The sequence below is a fragment of the Mycolicibacterium flavescens genome, from assembly GCF_001722335.1.
In the GTDB taxonomy this organism is placed as follows: Bacteria; Actinomycetota; Actinomycetes; order Mycobacteriales; family Mycobacteriaceae; genus Mycobacterium; species Mycobacterium flavescens.
The window spans coordinates 112,603-131,645 of the sequence record NZ_MIHA01000003.1 but is presented as its reverse complement, the minus strand read 5'-3'; the positions used below and the strand labels follow the sequence as shown (position 1 = coordinate 131,645).

The following is a 19,043-nucleotide window of genomic DNA, read 5'->3' as shown; positions in this document are numbered from 1 at the left end:
TCTACTTCAGTACCGCGGGCAGCGCCGCGAACTCCTGGCGGATCAGATCGTCGAGAGCGCGCCCCGGTGCCGACACCCATCGATCAAGGACGCGCTCGACCAGCAGCATACCGATGGCCGCCAGCAGTCGGCACTCGTCGTTGGGTGTCGGCAGATGTCGCCGTTCGGCAATCACCTTCGCCACTGTCGCGGCGTTCGCCTCGTGACCGCGGAGTACGACCCGGCCACCGGCACCTACATGGGCCCGGACGGCAAGGTCTACACCCAGGCCAATTTGGCCAGGGGCGCCTCGAAGGAGTAGACGTAGCAGTCCATGGTGGCATCTCCGGGGAGCTGAACGCCTCCGCGCTGACACTACCGAAACGTCGGACGACGAAACATCTTCCACCGCCGACGTTCTCGACTACGTCGACGCAGGCGGCGCGACGACGACGCTGATGACCTCACCGAGGGCCGGACCGAGAAAGAAGCCGGCCGCTGGGTACCGCACCTGTGGCGGGGGCTCGTCGCAGGTTTGGTCACGGTGCCGGCCCTTGGCGCGTTGGCCGGGTGGTTGGGCGTGCACGCCCACGAGGCCAGGCAGTCGAAGCAGGCCAAAGCGTGTCCAGTGTTCGCGTGAGTCTCGACAAGGTTGACAACCGTTGGCTGATCTCTGGATTCGATCCGGTCTGATCTGTCGAGGGCCGGGTAGGCGTTACACCGGCGATGGAGCTGGAGTCCATTCCTCGATCAACTTGTCGACGGTGGTCAGCCGACCGAGTACGGCAATCGTGTTGTTCAGAACCTGCTCCGCGTACTCGACCGGGGTTCCTCCGACGGCGTCGCGGGGTACGACGAGCTCGAAGCCGGCTTGGGTGGCGTGCCCGGCGGTGTGGGTGATGGCCAGATTCAACGACACGCCCACCAGAACGATCGTGGTGATGCCAAGGCCCTTCAGTACCGGCAGCAGTTCCGAGTCCACCGTGGGAAACAGGCCGTGATGACGGGGGAGTACGAGATCATGCTCGCCCAACAACTCTGGAACGACGGAGGTTTCAGCTGTGCCAGGCTTCCAATGCGCTGTCGCCGGACCGAGCGCGCGCCACAGCCAGGCGGTACCTGTCGGCTGGCCGCCAAAGTTGCCCTCATAGGTGGCATGCACCACTCGGGCACCGAACTCGCGCGCGGATTCGAGCAGGCGGCGCACGTTGCTCACAAGGTCGGCGCTGTCGGCGGCCAACGCCGGCAAGACCGATTCCGGCCCCAGCACGCCGTTCTGGCATTCGACGCAGACGACGGCGGTGGTTTCGGGGTTCCAAATGGTACGGGGCATGCTACTAGACTAGACGACTTGGGGGACGCGGTAAAACCTTACCCGTGAACGGGATTGGTACCCGAGAAGCTTACGAGCAAGGAGAGCGGCATGCAGATCCGTGACCATGTCGACGTGGACAAACCTGCCCTGATTCTGGCCCGAGCGGGCACCGAGATCGGCTTCGCTGAACTCGAGGAACGGGCCAATCGGCTCGCTCATTTCTGGCGGGCCGCCGGCCTGCGTGAGGGCGATACCGTGGCGGTGGTCATGGAGAACAACGAACACATTCACGCGGTGATGTGGGCGGCTCGACGCAGTGGTCTGTATTACGCGCTGATCAACACCCACCTGACCTCGGCCGAGGCGGCGTACATCGTCGAGAACAGTGGCGCCAAGGCGGTGGTCGGTTCGTGTGCCATGCGCGCGGTGTGCGAAGGCCTCGGAACCCATCTTTCTGCGGGACTGCCCGACGTGTTGCTGATGGCCGACGACGACCTCGCCGGCTGGACGCGCTATCCGGAATGTGTTGCCGACCAACCGTCGACGCCGATCCCCGACGAGACCGAGGGCGACCTTCTGCAGTACTCCTCGGGTACCACCGGACGGCCCAAGGGGATCCGCCGAGAGCTTCCGCATCTGCCGCCGGCGAAGGCGCACAACATATTGATGCCACTGCTTGATGCCGTTGGAATCACCGGTGACTCTGTGTACTTGAGTCCGGCGCCGTTGTACCACACCGCACCGTCGTTTTGGTCGATGGCGGTGCAGTCATTGGGCGGCACCACCGTGGTCATGGAGAAGTTCGACCCCGAGGCCGCGCTGGAGTGTATTCAGCGATACGGCGTCACGCACGGCCAGTTCGTTCCGGCAATGCTCGTTCGGATGCTCAAACTGCCTGAAGGAGTCCGACATTCGTATGACATCTCGAGCCTGAAGCGGGTAGTCCACGCCGCAGCCCCCTGCCCGATCGACATCAAGAAGCAGATGATCCAGTGGTGGGGGCCGATCATCGACGAGTACTACGCCTCGTCGGAAGCCGTGGGTGCGTCCTTCATCCGCGCGGAGGACTGGCTGAACCATCCGGGTTCGGTGGGCCGTCCGCTGGTCGGAGTGCCGCACATCCTCGACGAGGACGGCCGCGAGTTGCCGCCTGGACAGGCGGGCGAAATCTATTACGAGGGTGGTTATTCCTTCACTTACCTCAAGGATGAGGCGAAAACGTCGGCTGCGCGCAATGCACACGGCTGGGCGACGGTGGGCGACATTGGGTATCTCGATGACCACGGCTACCTATATCTCACCGACCGCAGACACCACATGATCATCTCGGGCGGCGTGAACATCTACCCGCAGGAAGCCGAGGATCTGCTGATCACCCATCCCAAGGTGCTCGACGCCGCGGTGTTCGGCATCCCGGACGACGAGATGGGGCAGTCGGTCAAGGGGGTGGTTCAGCTGGTCGATCCTGCCGACGCCACCGACGCATTCGCGACAGAGCTGCTCGACTGGCTTCGGAAGCGATTGGCGCACTACAAGTGTCCGCGCTCGATCTCGTTCGAGGCGCAGTTGCCACGCACCGATGCCGGCAAGCTCTACAAGCAGCAGCTCGTCGTCAAGTACTCCTCGACGGTGTAAACCGTCACCCCAGCCGTAGCGGGAGCCGCGCCAACCCGAAGGTGTTCGCCGGGAACACGATCTCAGGGGTGAAGCCGGGCTCGAGCGAGAATTCCGGGATGCGATGTAGCCACTCGCCGATGATCAGGTTCATCTCCATGCGGGCAAGATGCGAACCGAGGCACCGGTGCGGCCCGCCGCCGAATCCCCAGTGCCGGTGCACCTTTCCATCCATCACCACGTCGTTCGTTGAGATCGAATCGCTGTCGTCGCGGTTGATCGCACCGATGCACAGCCGAACCTGGGTGTTCGGGGGCAAGGTGATGTCGCCGATGGTGACCTCGGCGGTGGTGACCCGCGGCACCATCGGCGCGGGCGGCTCGAGTCGGACGATCTCCTCGACGAACACGCTCATCTGGCTGGGGTCGTCGCGCAGCGTGGCACGCAACTCCGGATTGCGAGCGAGTTCGAGAAGTGCGGCGGTCATGGCCGCGGTGACGGTATCCAGTCCGGCCAGCACGAACAGGTAGCTCAAGCCGATCGCCTCGGCATCGTCGAGGGCGTCGTCACCAGTGAGCAACTGCGACAGAATGTCTGGACCCGGGTTGGCGCGTCGTTCGTTGATCGCCTCGGTCAGATAGGCGAACAGTTCGAGTGCTGGTGTGAGATCGGCGCCCTCGAGCGACGGTGCATCAGCCAGCGCGATGACGGAGTCCTTCCACGCGACAAGTCGGTCGCGATCCTCCAGCGGCAGCCCGAAGAGGGTGAGGAAGACCTGCGAGGGATAGGGGATGGCGATGTCGGCCACCACTTCGCATTCGCTCTTGGCGGCGACCGCGTCGATGATGTCGATCGCCTGCTTCTGTAGCGAGGGCAACATCTGCGACAGCGTGTTCGGGCTGAAAAACGGTTGCAACATCTTGCGGAATCGGGTGTGCTCCGGCGGGTCGAACGCGATGGGGACCAGGGGCAGCGGGCTGCCGAGGACGTCGAATGCCTTCTTCGAGGAGAACAAGCCGGGGTCCCGCAGTGCGGATAGCACGTCGTCGCGGTGGGTCAGATAGAACCAGCCGTCGACGAAGACGACCCGGCCCGCATCGCGCAGAGCCGCCCACCCGGCGTTGCGGTCGGCGGCCATGGGCAGTCCGGCGAAGGCCAGCTCTGGGGCACCCAGGGTTTCCATTCGTTCTCCTCGTCGTCAGAACGCCGAGCGGTGCAAGCCACCGTCGACTTCGATCCAGCTGCCGGTGATGTATCCGGCCGGCTCGGAACACAAATATGTGATGAGAGACGCGATTTCGCTCGGCCTTCCCATGCGGGCCGCAGGGACGCGGGCCTGGTTCAGCATGAACTCCCGGCGCTCTTCATCGGAACTGGTGCCGAGGTGGTTCTGCAGATAGTCGAGCGCGTTCTGCGTCTCGATCCAACCCGGTGCGACGGTGTTGACCGTAATGCCGTATCTGGCGTACTCGTCGGAGACCGTCTTGAGCATGCCGACGGTCGACGGTCGACTGGTGTTGGCGACCGCATGATGAATGTTGCCCGCCGGTTCCTTCGCGGTGGCCGAGCCGACGTGGACGAATCGCCCCCAGCCGGCCTCCTTCATCGCCGGCAGCACTGCATGAAGGAGCAGAATCTGGCTCATGGTGTGCATCTCGAAGGACTCGCGGTAGAGATTCACGTCGGTGATGTCGGCGAAGTCTCCCGGGCGCTGATACTTGGCCTGACCGACCACTATCAGCGGCGGACCGTGTGCGGCTGAGGTCTCGCGGACGGCGGCGGTGAGCTGCTCGGGATCACTGACGTCGCCGGTGACGCCGATCGCCGTGCCGCCACCATCCCGGATGGCCTCGACCGCGGCATCGACGTCGGTTTTGGTCCGCGCGAGCACCGCCACCCGCGCACCCTCGTCGGCGAGCTGCTTGGCGACCTCGAAGCCGATTCCCTTACTGCCGCCGACGACCAGCGCCGAGCGGTCCGCTATTCCGTACTGCATCGTGTGTCGTCGCCTAGCGCTTGACGTCCATCCCGGCGTCTACCTTCAACAAGCTCCCGGTGAACGAGCGACCCGCGTCGCTGATCAAGAACAGGATCGCGTTGCTGACATCGCGTGGTTCGATCATCGGGAAGTCCGGCAGCGCGGTCGACATCGCGTTGGCCAGGTGCGGGTTCTCCTCGATCACCTTGAAGAGTGCCGGATTCTCGGTGATCATCGGTGTCGAGCAATTGGTCGGCGCCACGGCGTTGACGCGAATGCGGTCGGCGGCGAGCATGAGTGCGTAGGCGCGCACCAGGCCGGTGATCGCGAGCTTCGACGTGAGATAGGCATCGGTGCCACCGCGTCCGTCGGTGAGATCAAGCAACGCGATCATGGAACTGGTCGCAATCAGGTTGCCGCCCTGGCCGCGCTCCTTGATGTGTGGGATGGCGACCTGGAAGGTGTTCCACACCCCGATCAGCATGATGTCGAGGCCCAGTCGCAGCGCTTCGGAGGCGTCGCGCTCGTCTGCATTGGTGAGCACCACACCGGCGTTGGCGATGACGGTGTCGATGTGGCCAAACCGCTCCACTCCAGCGTCGAAAACCTTCTGCAGTGCGGCCATGTCGCGGACGTCGGCCTTCTCGAACAGCATTTCCTGCCCGGTCTTCTCGACCAGGCGAGCGGTCTCCTCGAGATCGTCGTAGGTGCCGAGCTTGTAGGGCACGACGTCGAGGTCCTCGCAGATGTCGACTCCGACGATGTTGGCGCCCTGTTCGGCACACATCACCGCGTGCGAACGGCCCTGCCCGCGGGCGGCGCCAGTGATGAAGACGACCCGGCCGTCGAGTGAACCCATCGATTTTCCTCCATTGAGATCGCTGTTTTCCGCGCCCGGCGCGGCGGTGCGGGCATGCCTAAGTGACGTGCGCCATTCCGAGGATGCTACGCCGGGAAGTTGGATTCCTTCAACTATTTGGCTAATTTGATGCTGACGGAACACTCAAAGCTCTGGAAGGGATTTCAGATGTCCGACAGCCCCAACGGCGGTCCGCGCCCACCCGACGGCGACTGGCTCGGCACCCCGTTTCTCACGTTCACACGAGAGGGGGCGTTCGCGATCTGCACCTTGGATCGACCGCAGGCACGCAACGCGATGACTCCGGCCATGTACTTCGGCATCCGCTACGCAATCAGTCGGGTCAACGCGGATCCCGACCTGGCGGGACTGCTCATCACCGGCACCGGTGACGTCTTCGCGCCCGGCGGCGACCTCGGTCAAGCGGCAGAGGACAACTGGATGGACTTCGCCTCCACCATAGGCATGGACGTGACGCCCTTCGACGTGTTGCGGCAGTCTCCGAAGCCGGTCGTGTCGGCGGTCAACGGGCTGTGTCAGGGCGGCGGTCTGCAGATCGCGATGTGCAGCGATCTCGCCGTGGTCAGCGACCGGGCCACCTTCCGCGTGCCCGAGCTGTTCCGCGGCATCGCAGACACCTACTACAGCCAGGTGCTGGCGCGGATGATCGGCCCGGTCCGCACAAAGGACCTGATGTTCACCGGACGGACGTTGAACGCCCAAGAGGCGGTGGAGTGGGGCATGGTCGCCAGGGTGGTTCCCCACGACGAACTGCTCGACACCGCGAAAGAGCTTCTGGCACAAAGCTGCCGGACTGCTCCTGCGGCCCGCGGGGTAATCAAGGCCAGCCTGGACAACTACCTGGGCCTGTACGACCGGATCGGCATGCAGACCAGCCTGTTCGGTCCGGAGGCGCGCGAGGGCTTCCGGGCGTTCAAGCAGAAGAACTCACCGGACTGGGTGCATCCGGAACTTCAGGTCGAGGGACGGCTCTGAGCCCGGAACCGCGTGCCAGCCACGGTGAATTGCCAGTCAGGGCAACCGCGCGTCAACGAAGACGCTCTGCGGAACGCCGTCGTCCAGATCGCTTGGCACGGACCGGCCATTGCGGGCCAGCAGGTCGGCCGCGCTTACCCCGGACGCCCGCCAACCGTGGGCGGTGAGCCAATCGACAACCTCGGTGCGCTCCTCCTCGTAAAGGAGATTGCCAGACGCAGCGATGTCCTCCCGGCCCAGCTTGGCCGCGGCTTCGCGATATAGCTGGATTTGTTCCTCGCGTCGCGCAAAACTCTCCGCGCTGAAGAACTCGTTGTTGAACGCCTCCACCGCCGCCCGACTGCCGGCTGCGCTCAGATCCGTGATCCGCTCGAAGAGCACGTCCTGCGCACTGGCGGTCAGATACGGCAGCAAGCCCTCGGCGGACCAGGCGGTCGGGGTGGCGGGATCGAAGCCGGCCGCGCGCAGGGCGGCCGGCCAATCGTTGCGCAGGTCGACCGGAACGCCGACGTAGGTTGCTGCTGGTGAAACCCCGTGCGCCTCGAGCGCGGACAACTTGAAGTCCAGGACCTTCGGCTGATCGATCTCGTAGACCACACTGCCGGCAGGCCAGTCCAACCGCCAGGCGCGCGCATCCAGACCTGCGGCCAGGATCACCGCCTGGCGAATTCCACTCGCCGCCGCGTCAGTGAAGAACTCGTCGAAGAACAACGTGCGTGAAGCGGTGTATCCCATCATCGCCTGCATCCGCTCTTTGAAGCGGGGATCGATCTCGACCAGTTCGGCGGGCAGTTCCTCTGGGCGCAGATACATGGTCCAGACACCGTTTCCCGCAGCCTCGAGGAACATCTGCGCGTACGGATCTCGGATCAGCGGATTCTCGCTGTTGGTCTCCGCGGCCCGGCCGGCCGCAACACCCAGCGCGGTCGCGCCCACGCTCTCGGTGATGTCCCACGTGTCGTTTTCCGCTCTTGCCATGGTCGCCCTCCGCCGGCTTCGTCCGCCCAATCTTATAGTGGCTAACTATCTGGGCGCAGGGAAGTAGACCTCCTGGACAGCGGTACACACCAAGTCCCCGCTTTTGTTGTAGATTGCGCCCGCCGCTAGCGCACGACCGTCGGCCCCAGTGGGTGAGGTTTGTTCGTAGAAGAGCCAGTCCGAGAAGTCGGCAGGCCGGTGGAACCACACGGTGTGATCGAGCAGCGCCGATATGTCGTACTGCGACTTGCGCATTGGCCCCAACGTGGCCTCGACCGGTGTGAGGGCGCTTTGAAGCGTGAGTACGCAACTGTTGGTGACGGGGTCGACCGGGAGGGCACCCCTGGCCCGTAGCCAGATCCGACTCACCGGTCGCGCTGGTTCATCTGAATCCATGGCGACGCGCGGAGGCGGGTCGACGTAGCGGACGTCGAACGGACGCTCATCGGCCCACCAGCCGCCGAACTCCTCGGCGTAGGGTGCCAGTTGCTCTTCAATCTGAATCAAGGATTCGGGCGGCGGCGCGTGGGGCATTTCGCGCTGGTAGGTGGCGGAGTCGGCGCCGCCGGTGAACGATGCGAGGCCCTCCATCAGCACCTCACCGCCTTGGGTGGCGACGATCCGGCGAGCCGAGAACGTGCCGCCGTCATGCAGGCGAGAGACCGCGAATCGGACCGGCCGGCGTGCATCCCCGCGGCGCAGGAAATAGACGTGCACGCTGTGCGGTGGACGCCCCTCCACGGTGCGACTGGCGGCCATCAGCGCCTGTGCGGCGATTTGGCCACCGACGATGTGGTGATTGGGCGGATCGGGTTGGGTGCCCTCGAAGGTGTCGGGTTCCAGCACCGTCAGCTCAAACAGGTTCAACACATCCGAAAGCGTCCCCACCAACCGACCCCAATCTTCGTGCCTTCGCGGCGCCTCAGCGCGCCTGCCGACGATCGGACGGACGGTCTGGCTGCCGGGCGCCAGCCAGACCGTGACGTCGTCGGTCCGAATTATTTCGGGGTGAAGCGCTGCGCCCCGTCGAGGCGCATGACCTCACCGTTGACGTAGGTGTTGGTCAGCAGGAACGCCGCCGCATCGGCATATTCGTCGGGTGCGCCGAGCCGCTTCGGGAACGGGATGTTGGCGGCGAACTTGGCGATCGCTTCTTCTCCGACGGACTCCATGATCGGAGTCTTCATCGTTCCGGGGGCGATCGTGTTGACCCGGATTCCCACGGAGCTCAGGTCCCGGGCAGCTGCGATCGTCAAACCGATGACGCCGGCTTTTGCTGCGGCATAAGCAGTTTGCCCGATCTGACCTTCGTACCCGGCCACCGAAGCGGTCATCACGATGGCACCCCGTTCGCCGTTGTCGAGGGGTTCGGCGCCGGCGACAGCGGCTGCAACCAGGCGGGTCAAGTTGTAGGTGCCGTTGAGATAGAGGTTGATGGTCTTGTCGAATGCCGTCATGTCGGCCGGGCTGCCGTCGCGCTGCACGATCCGTTGCGCCACGCCGAAGCCGCCGTGCGCGACGACCGCGTAGCGCAACTGGCCGAGCTGCTGGGCCTGCTCGATAGTGGCAAGGACACTGTCGTCGCTCGTCACGTCGGTGCTGACGAACAACGCCCGCGACCCGAGTTCGTCTGCGAGCGCCTTGCCCCTGTCCGCGGCGAGATCGGCGATCACGACGCCGAGCCCGTCGGCGTGGAGGCGGCGTACCGTCGCCTCTCCCAGGCCGCCGGCACCGCCGCTGACGATGGCCGAGGCGCCGTCGAATTGTTGCACAGTCACGTGTTCTCCCTTATCAATTGGTGTTTTCGAGTTGGGCCAGATCGCCCGCTATCAGGTCCCACGGATCCTCCGCGGCCAGCGCCAGCCGACCCAGACGGCGAGCGAAGTTGTTGGTGGTGCCATAGTCGGAGCTCCAGCTCTGGGCCCGCAACGTGAACAGCCACAGCGGATGCTCACTGGTGACACCGATCGCACCGTGCAGCTGATGTGCAGTGGTGGTGACAGGACCGATGGCACGGCCGACCGCGACCTTGGCGACGGCGACGGCATAGTCGGTGTAGGGGGAGTCGAAGCCGTGTTCGGTGGCCGCAACGACTGCCAGTTCGACCGCGGCGCGGGCCCTTTCGATCTCACCCGCCATTCCGGCGAGCGATTGCTGGACGGATTGAAACGCGGTCAGGGCGCGGCCGAACTGCACCCGTTGGCGGGTGTACTCGACGGTCAGCGTCGCGGCGGCGTCGAGTGCTCCGACGATCTGGACACATCGCGACCATGCGCCGCGGCGGATGAGTTCGTCCTCCGCTGTTGTCGCCACGGCTCGCAATTGGGCGGCAGGCACGTCGAATTCGATCGAATCGCGGGGTTCTCCCGCCAGATTGTGATTCTCGTGCGCGATGGTGGACGCCGGGTCGAGCACACCGACCCGCAGGCCGCCGCGCCCGCGGACCGCGAGCACCGTGGTGCATGCCCGCGCCCAGGGCACGTCCCTCGCGGTGCCGGTGATGCGCGTGCCGTCTGTCTCGGCATCAGCGACTGCCACGGTCAGTGGCCCGCCGGGCAGCTCGATGCCCGCGAGTTGACCGAGCCATCCTGCGAGTGCGTCGGTTTCGGCCAAGGGGACCGCGCCGGCATGCCGCGCCACGCCATAGAGCGCTATCGCCAGCTCCGACGGCCCTGCGCCCATGTCGGGGGTGCTCGTGAGCCTGGCCAGTCCGGTCGCCTCGAGGTTGTCCCACAGTTCGGCGTCGAACACGTCGGGGATGCCGCGGCGGCCCAGCCCGGCGTCATAGGAACGCCGCCCGAGATCGTCGACGAGCCCGCGGAGTTCGGCGTCGCTGTCCCCGGTGTCCTTCGTGGCGAACACGCCGCCGATGAGCGCACTCACCGCAACCCCATTCCTCGAGCAACCACGCCGCGCAGCACCTCGTTGGTGCCGCCGCGCAGGGTGAACATGGGCTTGTGCAGCCAAGCGGTGTTCAGCATCGCCTCCAGCTCCTGGTTCGGCGGTGAGTCCTCCAGTAGGTCGGCGGCCAACTCGACCGACTCGGTTTCGAAGCGGGTGCCGAGGTCCTTGACCAGTGCCGCCTGATTCGCTGCATCGCCGCCCTCGGTGAGGGTGCGGGCCACCGACAATGACAGCTGCCGCAGCGAGATCAGTTGCGCCATCAGATGTCCGATTTCGCCCGCCGTGCGATCGTCTGCCTCGAGACCGGAGCTGAGCGCGCGGATCGCGGCAAGCAGTAGCGGTCCGGTGGACAGGATGCGTTCGGGCCCGCTGCGTTCGAACGACAACTCGGATGTGACCTGGTGCCACCCGTTGCCGATCTCGCCGAGGACATCCGCGTCGGAAACGAAGACCGAATCCAAGATCACCTCGTTGAAGTGATGAGCACCAGACATCAGCAGGACCGGTTCCACGCGCACCCCGTCGGCATCGCAGGGCACGAGGAACTGGCTGAACCCTGCGTGTCGATGTTGAGGATCCGGCGGACTTGTGCGTGCCAGGACGACTACCTGATGCGCGTGGTGTGCCCCGCTGGTCCACACTTTCGTGCCGGACAGCAGCCAGCCGCCGTCGGCCCGTGTTGCCTTGGTCGATACGGCCGCTAGATCAGATCCCGCGCCGTGCTCGCTCATGCCGATCGATGAGTAGAACCGGCCCGCCGCGATCTGGGGCAATAGCCGTTCGCGCTGCTCTTCTGTGCCGTGGCTCAGCAGGCCCGGCGCGACCTGTCGGTCGGCCGTCCAATGCGCTGCGACGGGCGCACCCGCCGCGATGAGTTCTTCGGCCACCACGTAGCGGTGCAGATGCCCGAGTTCGTGGCCGCCGTATCGCTTGGGAATGGTCAGTCCGACGAATCCGGCATCCCCCAGCCGCGCCGAGAATGCCTCGTCCCAGCCGGCCAGCCATGAATCGACACCGGGTCGCCAACCGAACTCGGCTCGGTCGGACCGCAGGAAGTCCCGCACGGCGAAGCGCAGCTTGGCGAACTCGGGCTCACGGGCCGTCAACGCATCGAACGCATTCAAGCGATGTCTCCTAGATGGTCGGCAACGTGGCTGACGGAAGGTAGAAGTTGGGCGTCAGGTCCTCTTCGCTTGCGGCCAATCGGTATTCCGACAAATCGTGGACGCCCTCCTCGCGCAGGATGCCCTCGTCGGTGTAGAAGTGGCCAGTGCAGGCCGCTGCGGGCCGGGTAACCAGGGCGTGCACCGCATCGGCCATGATCTGCGGGCTGCGGGCCTGCGCGCGCACGACGGCCTCGCCCATCGCGACCACCATCCCCGTGCTGGCGACGGTGGTGGCCGGCCACACCGAATTCACGGCGATGGGCACAGAGGCGAATTCCTCGGCCCAGCCGAGGGTGAGCAGGCTTTCGGCGTACTTGCCGACGGTGTGGCCGACGTGGGCACCCACCCACCTCGGGTTCATGTCCAGTGGGGGAGCGACGTTGACGATGTGCGCATTCGCCGACCTGCGGAGGTGGGACAGCGCGGCGTGCACAACCGCGTACGGGCCCTCGACATTGACCCCCAGAAGTCGGCGCAGGTTCTTCGGCGGCAACGTCTCGGTCGACCGCAGATCGAGCGCGCCCGCGTTGTTGATCACGACATCGATGCCGCCGAACGTGTCGGCAGCCGAGGCGATCGCCGCCGCCACCGCGTCCGCGTCACGCACGTCACACGCCACCGACAGAGCCCGACCGCCCGCACGTTGCACGGCGTCCGCCGTCTCTGCGAGGGTGCCCGCGATCTTGGGGTTGGGGGTTTCGGTCTTGGCCAGCAGCGCAACGGCCGCGCCGTCTCGGGCCGCTCGGACAGCGATAGCGGCGCCGATGCCGCGGCTGGCGCCGGTCACCACGACGACGCGATCCCGCAGGGTTCGGGGATCCGGACTGTTCACAGTGTGGTTGACCCTTCCGCTTTCGCTCGGCTGCGCGCTTGAATGCTATAACTATATAGCTCATTAGTTGAGCGGCGTCACACGCCCATGACCAAAGCGAGGCTCGATGACTCAGATCGGCTCCATCGGCACCTATCTGCCGCCGTGGACCGTGCGGGATCGACGGGTGAAAGGGCCCGATGAGGACGCGCTGACCATGGCGGTCGCCGCGGGACGCGCCGCCGATCCCGACGCGACCGCGAAACGCGTGGTGCTGGTGTCGCGCGACTTCCCCCTCCTCGAAGGGGGTAACGGCGCGGTGCTGCTGGCCGCGCTGTCGCTGCCGGCCGCGACGCCCGTCACCGAGGTTCTCGGCTGCGCGCCCGCCGTCCTGGATCAGATCGTCGGTGCCCCAGAGGGCACCCTGGTGGTCGCCGCCGACGACAACGACGCAACCGCGGGTGCGGGTGCGGTCCTGACCGGCGGCGGTGGTGTCGCCGTCAACCCGATCGCGCGTCAGACCCGCAGCCTGCCGTTGATGGCACGTGGCGAGGACGGTACCCGGCACGCGTACCCCGATCCCAGGCTGCAACGGGAGGTCGGATTGCGCTCGACGCTCGACCGCCTCGGCCTCACCGGAACGCCCGTGCTCGCCGCGGTGGCAGGGGTGCCGCTGGCGCAACTCAAGAGCGGCTTCGATACGTCGGCGGCCGTCGGTGAGACGAGCGTCTCCGCAGCGGCCGCCGTGCGTGTCCTCGCCGCCGCGATCGAGTCCGGCGCGGGAGGGTTGGTGCTCGCCGTCGAACAGTCCAGCATCAGCGCGGCTGAGCTCGTACTCGGGGATGAGCCACCGCGGCTCTCGAGGGACGAGTACCCAGCACAGGAGTTGCCGAAGACCCGCACCGCCGAAGGCATCGGCATCCCGATCTCGATGCCCGCCTACGCGCGGGCCTTCGAGCCGAAAATCCGCTGGGAAGCAGCGGTTTTCGACGAGCGGCCTGGCATCGACGCCGCGCCGCAGTTTCCGCCGCGGCTGAGGGTGGACAACTCCGGACACCTGGCCACCGAGTACCGGCTCGAGTCTTTGCCGCGCACGGGCACGGTGTACACGCACACCACGGTGCGCATCCCAGTCCCCGACCTGCCCAGCCCGTACTCGCTGGCGGTGGTACAGCTCGACGACAGTCCGGTCCGGGTGCTCCTCAAGGTGACCGGCGTACCCGCGGGCGAGGCGACGATCGGGCAACCAGGATCGATCGTCCTGCGCAGAATCGCCGTCCGTGCCGGCATCCCCGACTACGGCTACATGTTCTGGCCGGGGCGCACCTTGAAAGGAGCGCACGCATGAGAAACGTCGCGATCGTCGGCGCGGGGATGACGCCCTTCGCCGAACACTTCGAACTCGGCATCAAGGACCTGGTGCCGATGGCATACGCCGAAGCCGTCTCCGGGGTGGACAAGGGCATCGAGAAGGCAGACATCGAGGCGGCTTGGTTCGGCGAGCTGTCCACCACTGACGGCTTTCCGTCGGGGATCCTCGCCGACACCCTCGATCTCACTGACATCCCAGTCACCCGAATCGAAAATGCCTGCGCCACAGGCAACGACGCAATTCGCAATGGAACGATGGCGATCGCGTCGGGCATGTACGACGTGGTGCTCGTCGTCGGAGCGGACAAAGTTCGTGAAACCGCCTCGAACACCACGTTCTGGGACTGGGCGGCGATGACCCGCGACAACGCATGGGACTATCCGCTCGGGCTCGTCGCGCCGGCGAACTTCGCGCTGCACGTGATGCGGTATCTGCACGAGTCACCGGCCACCAAGGAGCATATGGCCATGGTGGCGGTGAAGAACCATTTCCACGCGCTGAAAAATCCCAAAGCCCAACTGCGTTACGAGATCACCGTGGAGCAGGCGCTGGCGGCGCCGATCGTGGTGGAGCCGTTCGGACTCTACGACTGCACACCTCAGAGTGACGGCGCTGCCGCCGTCATCCTGGCTGCCGAGGACGTCGTGGACCGCTATACCGATCGACCGGTGTGGGTGCGTGGTGTCGGGCTCGGTATGGACAGGGTGATGCACCAGCACAAGAACGACATGACCAGCTTCCCGCCGACGGTGCGGGCCGCCAAGGCCGCCATGAAGATGGCCGGTGTGACACCCCGCGACATCGACGTCGCGGAGGTGCACGACTGCTTCACCGGAGTTGAGCTGATCAGCTATGAGGATCTCGGGTTCGCCAACAGGTACGAGGCTTACAAGCTCGTCGAGGGCCGCGAGCACTACGTCGGTGGCTCGATGCCAGTCAACCCGAGTGGGGGATTGAAGGCCAAGGGGCACCCCCCGGGTGCCACAGGCGTGGCACAGTGCTACGAACTGTTCAATCAACTTCGCGGTGAGGCCGAGAACCAAGTCGACGGGGCGCGAGTAGCCTTGGCACACAACATCGGTGGGCCGACCGCGGTGTCGGCGGTCACCATCCTTTCCATCGACAAGACCTGACGGGACATCACATGACGACTTCAGAGATCGCTACCCTGGCCGGCTACGAGCAGTTCGCCCCCTGGTTGCTGGTGGAGAAGCGCGGCAATGTCCACGTTGTCAGCATCAACCGCCCCGAAGCGCTCAACGCCGTCACCGAAGAGGTGCATCACGCGTTCGCCACCATCTGGAAGGTGCTCGACGCCGACACCGATGTGAAAGCCGTCGTGACCACCGGGGTGGGCAAGGCCTTCTCGGCAGGCGGTGACATGGTGATGTTCGGTCGCCTGATCGAGGACGAGGTGGCGCGTACGTTCCAAATCCACGAGGCCCGAACGGTTTTTCTCGAGGTCATCAACTTCCCCAAACCACTGGTGTCCGCGGTCAACGGACCCGCTGTGGGCCTGGGTTGCTCGATCGCCCTCCTGAGCGACCTGTTGGTGATGGGGGAGAACAGCTACCTGGCCGACCCACACGTCGCGGTCGGGCTCACGGCGGGCGACGGTGGCGCGGCGATGCTTCCTCTGCTGATCGGCATGATGAAGGCCAAGGAGTACGTCCTGCTGGGCGATCGAATCACCGCATCCATTGCGGAGAAGCTGAACCTGGTCACCAAGGTCGTCCCCGACGACGCCGTGCTCGACGAAGCATTGGCACTGGGCGAGCGGTTCGCTGCGTTGCCCCCGCAGGCGCTTCGGTCATCGAAGGTGGCGCTCAACATGCACCTGGCCCGCGCTGCGCAGGGTGTGTTGGAGTACGCGCTCGCAGAAGAGTTGACCTCGTTCTCGACACCCGAGTTCAAGGAACGGGTGGCGGCCTTCCGCGCACGCTCCAAGAAGTGAGGGCCATGAAGTTGCGGGCTGCCATCGTCGCCATGGGCCTTGCTCCGGCGGCACAACTGCCCATCGGTGAGTAGATTCCCGAGCCGGGGCCACCAGGAAACCCCTGTCCCGGCGGTCGCGCCCAGCGACGCGCACTCCGGTCACGTCTAATACCGCGTTGACGCCGGAACGTGTTCTTGGACTTCGGATGTGACTCATCACTCCCAATGGGTCCACGCGGGCGACGCGCCATTTGCGTTCTGCACCGTCGGCCTGCGGGCCGTCGACGAGGCGGGCAGAATTGACGCGGTGCTCAGCGGTAGGCGGTCAGGCGCGCGGTGAGCGCGACCTTGCCGTCGTCGCCGATGGCCTTCGCGTCGCCCACTGCGGAGTTGCGGCCGACGCGCATCGGTGTGCCCTCGTAGCGAGAGTTCGCTCCGGCGAAGAAGGGCCGCAGAAAGTTGACCCGGAGCGAAGCGGTCCGCAAAGGGGCGTCGGGTAGACCGTGGTTGATCGCCGCCGACGCCGCGAATTCCAGGCCGGCCGCCGCTACCCCGCCGTGCACGATATCGATGTCATTGTTCAAATTCGGGTCGATACGTTGCACCAGGACATGGCCATCGGCCTCCGGCCCAACGTGAACTGCCATCCGGTCTGCAATCGACGTCTGGGGCGACAGGTCCAGGGTTTCCGCCGGCCACTTAGAGACACCGACATCCGCGTCGATGAAGAATGAGCGCACCGTGCCGCCGCCGATAACAACCCCGTCGTAGGTCAGTGTGCAGATCCCCAGCGATGTGGCACCCAACGGTCCGAACGCATGGGCGGTGGCCAGCACGGGACCATCCAGGTCCCGGACGTCGCCGAGGCTGAGGTCTATCGACAACTCGCTGGACACCGTCCACTGGCCGGGCCGCCGACGGTAGTGGTTGACGATTCCAGCAGCTGCGTCGACCAAGATCGCCAAAGGCCCCAACGATGGCGCGCCGGTGAACGGATTTCGGTACTGCCACATCGGCATCGACATCGTCGCGGTCGCGGCGGCGGGGTCGGCTTCGAGGTAGGTGATGTCGAAGCGAACCTGAATCGAGTCAGGCGTCTCGAGATCGTGCTCGTTTACCCGTTCGTCCACGCTTCTCATTCGAGAAGATCGACGACAGTGGACATTTCGGAGCCGGACAGCACGAACTCCTCTGCCTTCTGCAGGTGCCGCTTCCAGAGCTCGCCGGCGTTCTCGGCGTCGCCGGCCTTGATCATGTCCAACACCATCCGGTGAGTCTTGGCCGACCGGCGGACCGCCTGCTCGGCGCGCGCACCGGCAGTGGGCTGCAGCGAGCGATTCGCCTTTTCGATGATGTGATGCAACATGTCGCTCACGATCTGCAGTGTGCTGTTGCCGGACAACCGCGCCATCGCAGCGTGGAAGTCGGTGAGCTGATCGACCGCGTCGCTGCCGGGTTTCAATTGGGACTCGCGATCCACGATCTGCTCCAGTTCGGCAATCACCTTCGGATTGCGGTCCTTGGCGAGCTGCTCGACCATGGGAACCTCGAGTGTCACCCGGGCGTCGTACACGTCCTTCACGGTGACGCCCTCGTACTCCAGGATCAAGCCGGCATAGCGCGCCAGCGTTTCGCGCCGCGGAGGGGTGACGCGAGCTCCGCCACGCACCCCGCGCTGTACCTGGATGAGGGATTCGGACTCGAGCACCCGAAATGCCTCGCGCAATGTGGGCCGCGACACCCCGAAGCGTTCCATAAGTTCCGATTCAGGCGGAAGCATGGTGCCCTCGGGAATCTCACCCCTGATGAACATCCGGCGCAGCACTGTGGCCACCCGATCGGCCATCTTCGGTTCGCGAAGACTGGTGACCTCCATGACAACCTCCCCGACGTATAAATCCAGAAAACAACTAACTATTTGGCAGGTTAATCGAATCTCTGGGTAGAGCCGCGCATTGACGACCCGCCAGTGACCAAGGTCATGCCTAGTATCCCATCGCCCGGCCCATGAGGTCCTTCATGATTTCCGTGGTGCCCGCATAGAGCCGCTGGACTCGCGAATCCCGCCATAGCCGGGCCACTTCGTATTCGTTGATGTAGCCGTAGCCACCGTGCAACTGCAGGCAGCGGTCGATGATTTCCCATTGGACCTCGGAGGTCCACCACTTCAGCCCGGCGGCGTCCTGATCGGAGAGGGTGCCGTCGTTGACCGAGAGTACGCATTGATCCAGATAGGTCTGGGCGGCATCCAGCTTGGTCTGCATCTCGGCGAGGAAGTGGCGGTTGACCTGGAATTTTCCGATGGGCTGTCCAAACGCGGTGCGTTCCAGTGCATACGCCTTGGTCAGATCCAGCGCCCGGCGGGCGGCGGGCAGCGCGTAACAGGCCACACCGACGCGCTCGCTGGGCAGGTTGGAGACCAGATGGTAGAAGCCGCGGTTCAGCTCTCCGACCAGGTTCTCCTTGGGTACCTTGACGTCCTCGAAGAAAAGCTCGGCAGTGTCGGCGGAGTACTGGCCGATCTTGTCGAGCTTGCGGCCACGGGTGAACCCCTCCATGCCGTCCTCGATCATCAGCAGGCTGATGCCCTTGTGTCGCGCCGTTGGATCGGTCTTCACAGCGGTGAGCACCAGTTTGGAGAGTAGACCGTTGCTGATGAATGTCTTCTGACCGTTGACCACCCAGTGGTCACCTTCGTCGCGCGCCGTGGTCTTGATGCCGGCCAGGTCCGACCCGGCAGCGGGCTCGGACATCGCGATGGAACCGATCAGTTCCCCTCTGACGAAGCCGGGCAGCCAGCGCTCCTTCTGCTCGTCGGTGGTGAGGTTCTGCAGGTAGGGCATCAGAATGTCGTTCTGCACGCCGAGGCCGATGCCTACCGAGCCGGTGGCGAACATCTCCTCGGAGATGATCTGGTTGAACCGGAAGTCCTTGACGCCGAGGCCGCCGTATCGCTCGTCGAACTCCCAGCCGATCAGACCGTGCTCGCCCGCGGCCAGCCACGCTTCGCGGCTGACCTTGCCGTCGCGTTCCCACTTCTCGATGTTCGGCACGCAAACGCGTTCGAAGAACTCCCGGGCGGTGGCCCGGAAATCGTCATGAATTTCGTCAAAGATGTTGCGGCGCATGACCGTCC

Annotated in this window: 19 protein-coding genes; 5 read left to right on the top strand and 14 right to left on the bottom strand. The window is 65.2% G+C overall.

Annotated elements, in window-relative coordinates:
- Window position 1: 1 nt before the first annotated feature.
- Complete coding sequence (locus BHQ18_RS05055) at window positions 2–184, bottom strand: hypothetical protein (RefSeq protein ID WP_234794071.1); 183 nt, start codon at window positions 182–184, stop codon at window positions 2–4.
- 510 nt (window positions 185–694) lie between these two features.
- Window positions 695–1,312, bottom strand: coding sequence for a cysteine hydrolase family protein (locus tag BHQ18_RS05050; protein WP_069412493.1), 618 nt, complete (start codon window positions 1,310–1,312; stop codon window positions 695–697).
- Between the two features lie 90 nt (window positions 1,313–1,402).
- Here BHQ18_RS05050 and fadD4 point away from each other — a divergent pair, with 90 nt between their 5' ends.
- Entirely contained in the window at window positions 1,403–2,929 is a 1,527-nt protein-coding gene (gene fadD4, locus BHQ18_RS05045) for a fatty-acid--CoA ligase FadD4 (protein ID WP_069412492.1), read from the top strand.
- A 4-nt stretch (window positions 2,930–2,933) separates the two neighbouring features.
- On the opposite strand, the gene BHQ18_RS05040 is transcribed toward fadD4, so the two are convergent.
- The 3 genes from BHQ18_RS05040 to BHQ18_RS05030 are packed head-to-tail and all read right to left on the bottom strand — an operon-like array spanning window position 2,934 to window position 5,745.
- Window positions 2,934–4,091: a cytochrome P450 gene (locus BHQ18_RS05040; protein ID WP_069412491.1), complete on the bottom strand. Its 1,158-nt coding sequence runs from the start codon at window positions 4,089–4,091 to the stop codon at window positions 2,934–2,936.
- Between the two features lie 15 nt (window positions 4,092–4,106).
- A complete protein-coding gene (locus BHQ18_RS05035) occupies window positions 4,107–4,904 on the bottom strand; it encodes an SDR family oxidoreductase (RefSeq protein ID WP_069412490.1) in 798 nt (265 codons plus the stop codon).
- 13 nt (window positions 4,905–4,917) lie between these two features.
- Window positions 4,918–5,745, bottom strand: coding sequence for a mycofactocin-coupled SDR family oxidoreductase (locus BHQ18_RS05030; protein WP_069412489.1), 828 nt, complete (start codon window positions 5,743–5,745; stop codon window positions 4,918–4,920).
- 168 nt (window positions 5,746–5,913) lie between these two features.
- Between BHQ18_RS05030 and BHQ18_RS05025 the strand changes: the two genes are divergently transcribed.
- Entirely contained in the window at window positions 5,914–6,741 is an 828-nt protein-coding gene (locus BHQ18_RS05025; protein WP_069412488.1) for an enoyl-CoA hydratase/isomerase family protein, read from the top strand.
- Between the two features lie 36 nt (window positions 6,742–6,777).
- Here the strand turns inward: BHQ18_RS05025 and BHQ18_RS05020 are convergent, their stop codons facing one another.
- The 6 genes from BHQ18_RS05020 to BHQ18_RS04995 all read right to left on the bottom strand — a co-directional run bounded on the left by BHQ18_RS05020 (window position 6,778) and on the right by BHQ18_RS04995 (window position 12,621).
- On the bottom strand, window positions 6,778–7,719 hold the full coding sequence (locus BHQ18_RS05020) for an SAM-dependent methyltransferase (protein ID WP_069412487.1): 942 nt from the start codon (window positions 7,717–7,719) through the stop codon (window positions 6,778–6,780).
- 45 nt (window positions 7,720–7,764) lie between these two features.
- Window positions 7,765–8,607 carry an acyl-CoA thioesterase gene (locus BHQ18_RS05015; protein WP_324614040.1) on the bottom strand — a complete coding sequence of 281 codons (843 nt, stop codon included), beginning with the start codon at window positions 8,605–8,607 and terminating at the stop codon, window positions 7,765–7,767.
- Between the two features lie 110 nt (window positions 8,608–8,717).
- Window positions 8,718–9,497: an SDR family oxidoreductase gene (locus tag BHQ18_RS05010; protein WP_069412485.1), complete on the bottom strand. Its 780-nt coding sequence runs from the start codon at window positions 9,495–9,497 to the stop codon at window positions 8,718–8,720.
- Window positions 9,498–9,510: 13 nt separating this feature from the next.
- Complete coding sequence (locus tag BHQ18_RS05005; protein ID WP_069412484.1) at window positions 9,511–10,602, bottom strand: acyl-CoA dehydrogenase family protein; 1,092 nt, start codon at window positions 10,600–10,602, stop codon at window positions 9,511–9,513.
- The gene (locus BHQ18_RS05000) at window positions 10,599–11,747 is read right to left on the bottom strand and encodes an acyl-CoA dehydrogenase family protein (RefSeq protein WP_069412483.1); all 1,149 of its coding nucleotides are present in this window, start codon (window positions 11,745–11,747) and stop codon (window positions 10,599–10,601) included. Before BHQ18_RS05000 ends, BHQ18_RS05005 begins: the two co-directional genes overlap by 4 nt.
- Before the next feature lie 10 nt (window positions 11,748–11,757).
- Window positions 11,758–12,621, bottom strand: a complete 864-nt coding sequence (locus BHQ18_RS04995; protein ID WP_069412482.1) for an SDR family oxidoreductase — start codon at window positions 12,619–12,621, stop codon at window positions 11,758–11,760.
- Window positions 12,622–12,727: 106 nt separating this feature from the next.
- Here BHQ18_RS04995 and BHQ18_RS04990 point away from each other — a divergent pair, with 106 nt between their 5' ends.
- Genes BHQ18_RS04990 through BHQ18_RS04980 form a run of 3 tightly spaced genes read left to right on the top strand, consistent with a single transcriptional unit; the run spans window position 12,728 to window position 15,926 of the window.
- On the top strand, window positions 12,728–13,948 hold the full coding sequence (locus tag BHQ18_RS04990; protein ID WP_069412481.1) for a Zn-ribbon domain-containing OB-fold protein: 1,221 nt from the start codon (window positions 12,728–12,730) through the stop codon (window positions 13,946–13,948).
- Window positions 13,945–15,105, top strand: a complete 1,161-nt coding sequence (locus BHQ18_RS04985) for a thiolase C-terminal domain-containing protein (protein WP_069412480.1) — start codon at window positions 13,945–13,947, stop codon at window positions 15,103–15,105. The genes BHQ18_RS04990 and BHQ18_RS04985 overlap by 4 nt, the downstream gene beginning before the upstream one ends.
- Before the next feature lie 11 nt (window positions 15,106–15,116).
- The gene (locus tag BHQ18_RS04980; RefSeq protein WP_069412479.1) at window positions 15,117–15,926 is read left to right on the top strand and encodes an enoyl-CoA hydratase/isomerase family protein; all 810 of its coding nucleotides are present in this window, start codon (window positions 15,117–15,119) and stop codon (window positions 15,924–15,926) included.
- Window positions 15,927–16,218: 292 nt separating this feature from the next.
- Here BHQ18_RS04980 and BHQ18_RS04975 read toward each other — a convergent pair whose 3' ends face one another.
- The 3 genes from BHQ18_RS04975 to BHQ18_RS04965 all read right to left on the bottom strand — a co-directional run bounded on the left by BHQ18_RS04975 (window position 16,219) and on the right by BHQ18_RS04965 (window position 19,035).
- A complete protein-coding gene (locus BHQ18_RS04975) occupies window positions 16,219–17,046 on the bottom strand; it encodes a PaaI family thioesterase (RefSeq protein ID WP_069412478.1) in 828 nt (275 codons plus the stop codon).
- Window positions 17,043–17,783, bottom strand: coding sequence for a FadR/GntR family transcriptional regulator (locus BHQ18_RS04970; protein ID WP_069412477.1), 741 nt, complete (start codon window positions 17,781–17,783; stop codon window positions 17,043–17,045). Before BHQ18_RS04970 ends, BHQ18_RS04975 begins: the two co-directional genes overlap by 4 nt.
- A gap of 109 nt (window positions 17,784–17,892) precedes the next feature.
- Window positions 17,893–19,035 carry an acyl-CoA dehydrogenase family protein gene (locus BHQ18_RS04965; protein WP_069412476.1) on the bottom strand — a complete coding sequence of 381 codons (1,143 nt, stop codon included), beginning with the start codon at window positions 19,033–19,035 and terminating at the stop codon, window positions 17,893–17,895.
- Window positions 19,036–19,043: the final 8 nt, after the last annotated feature.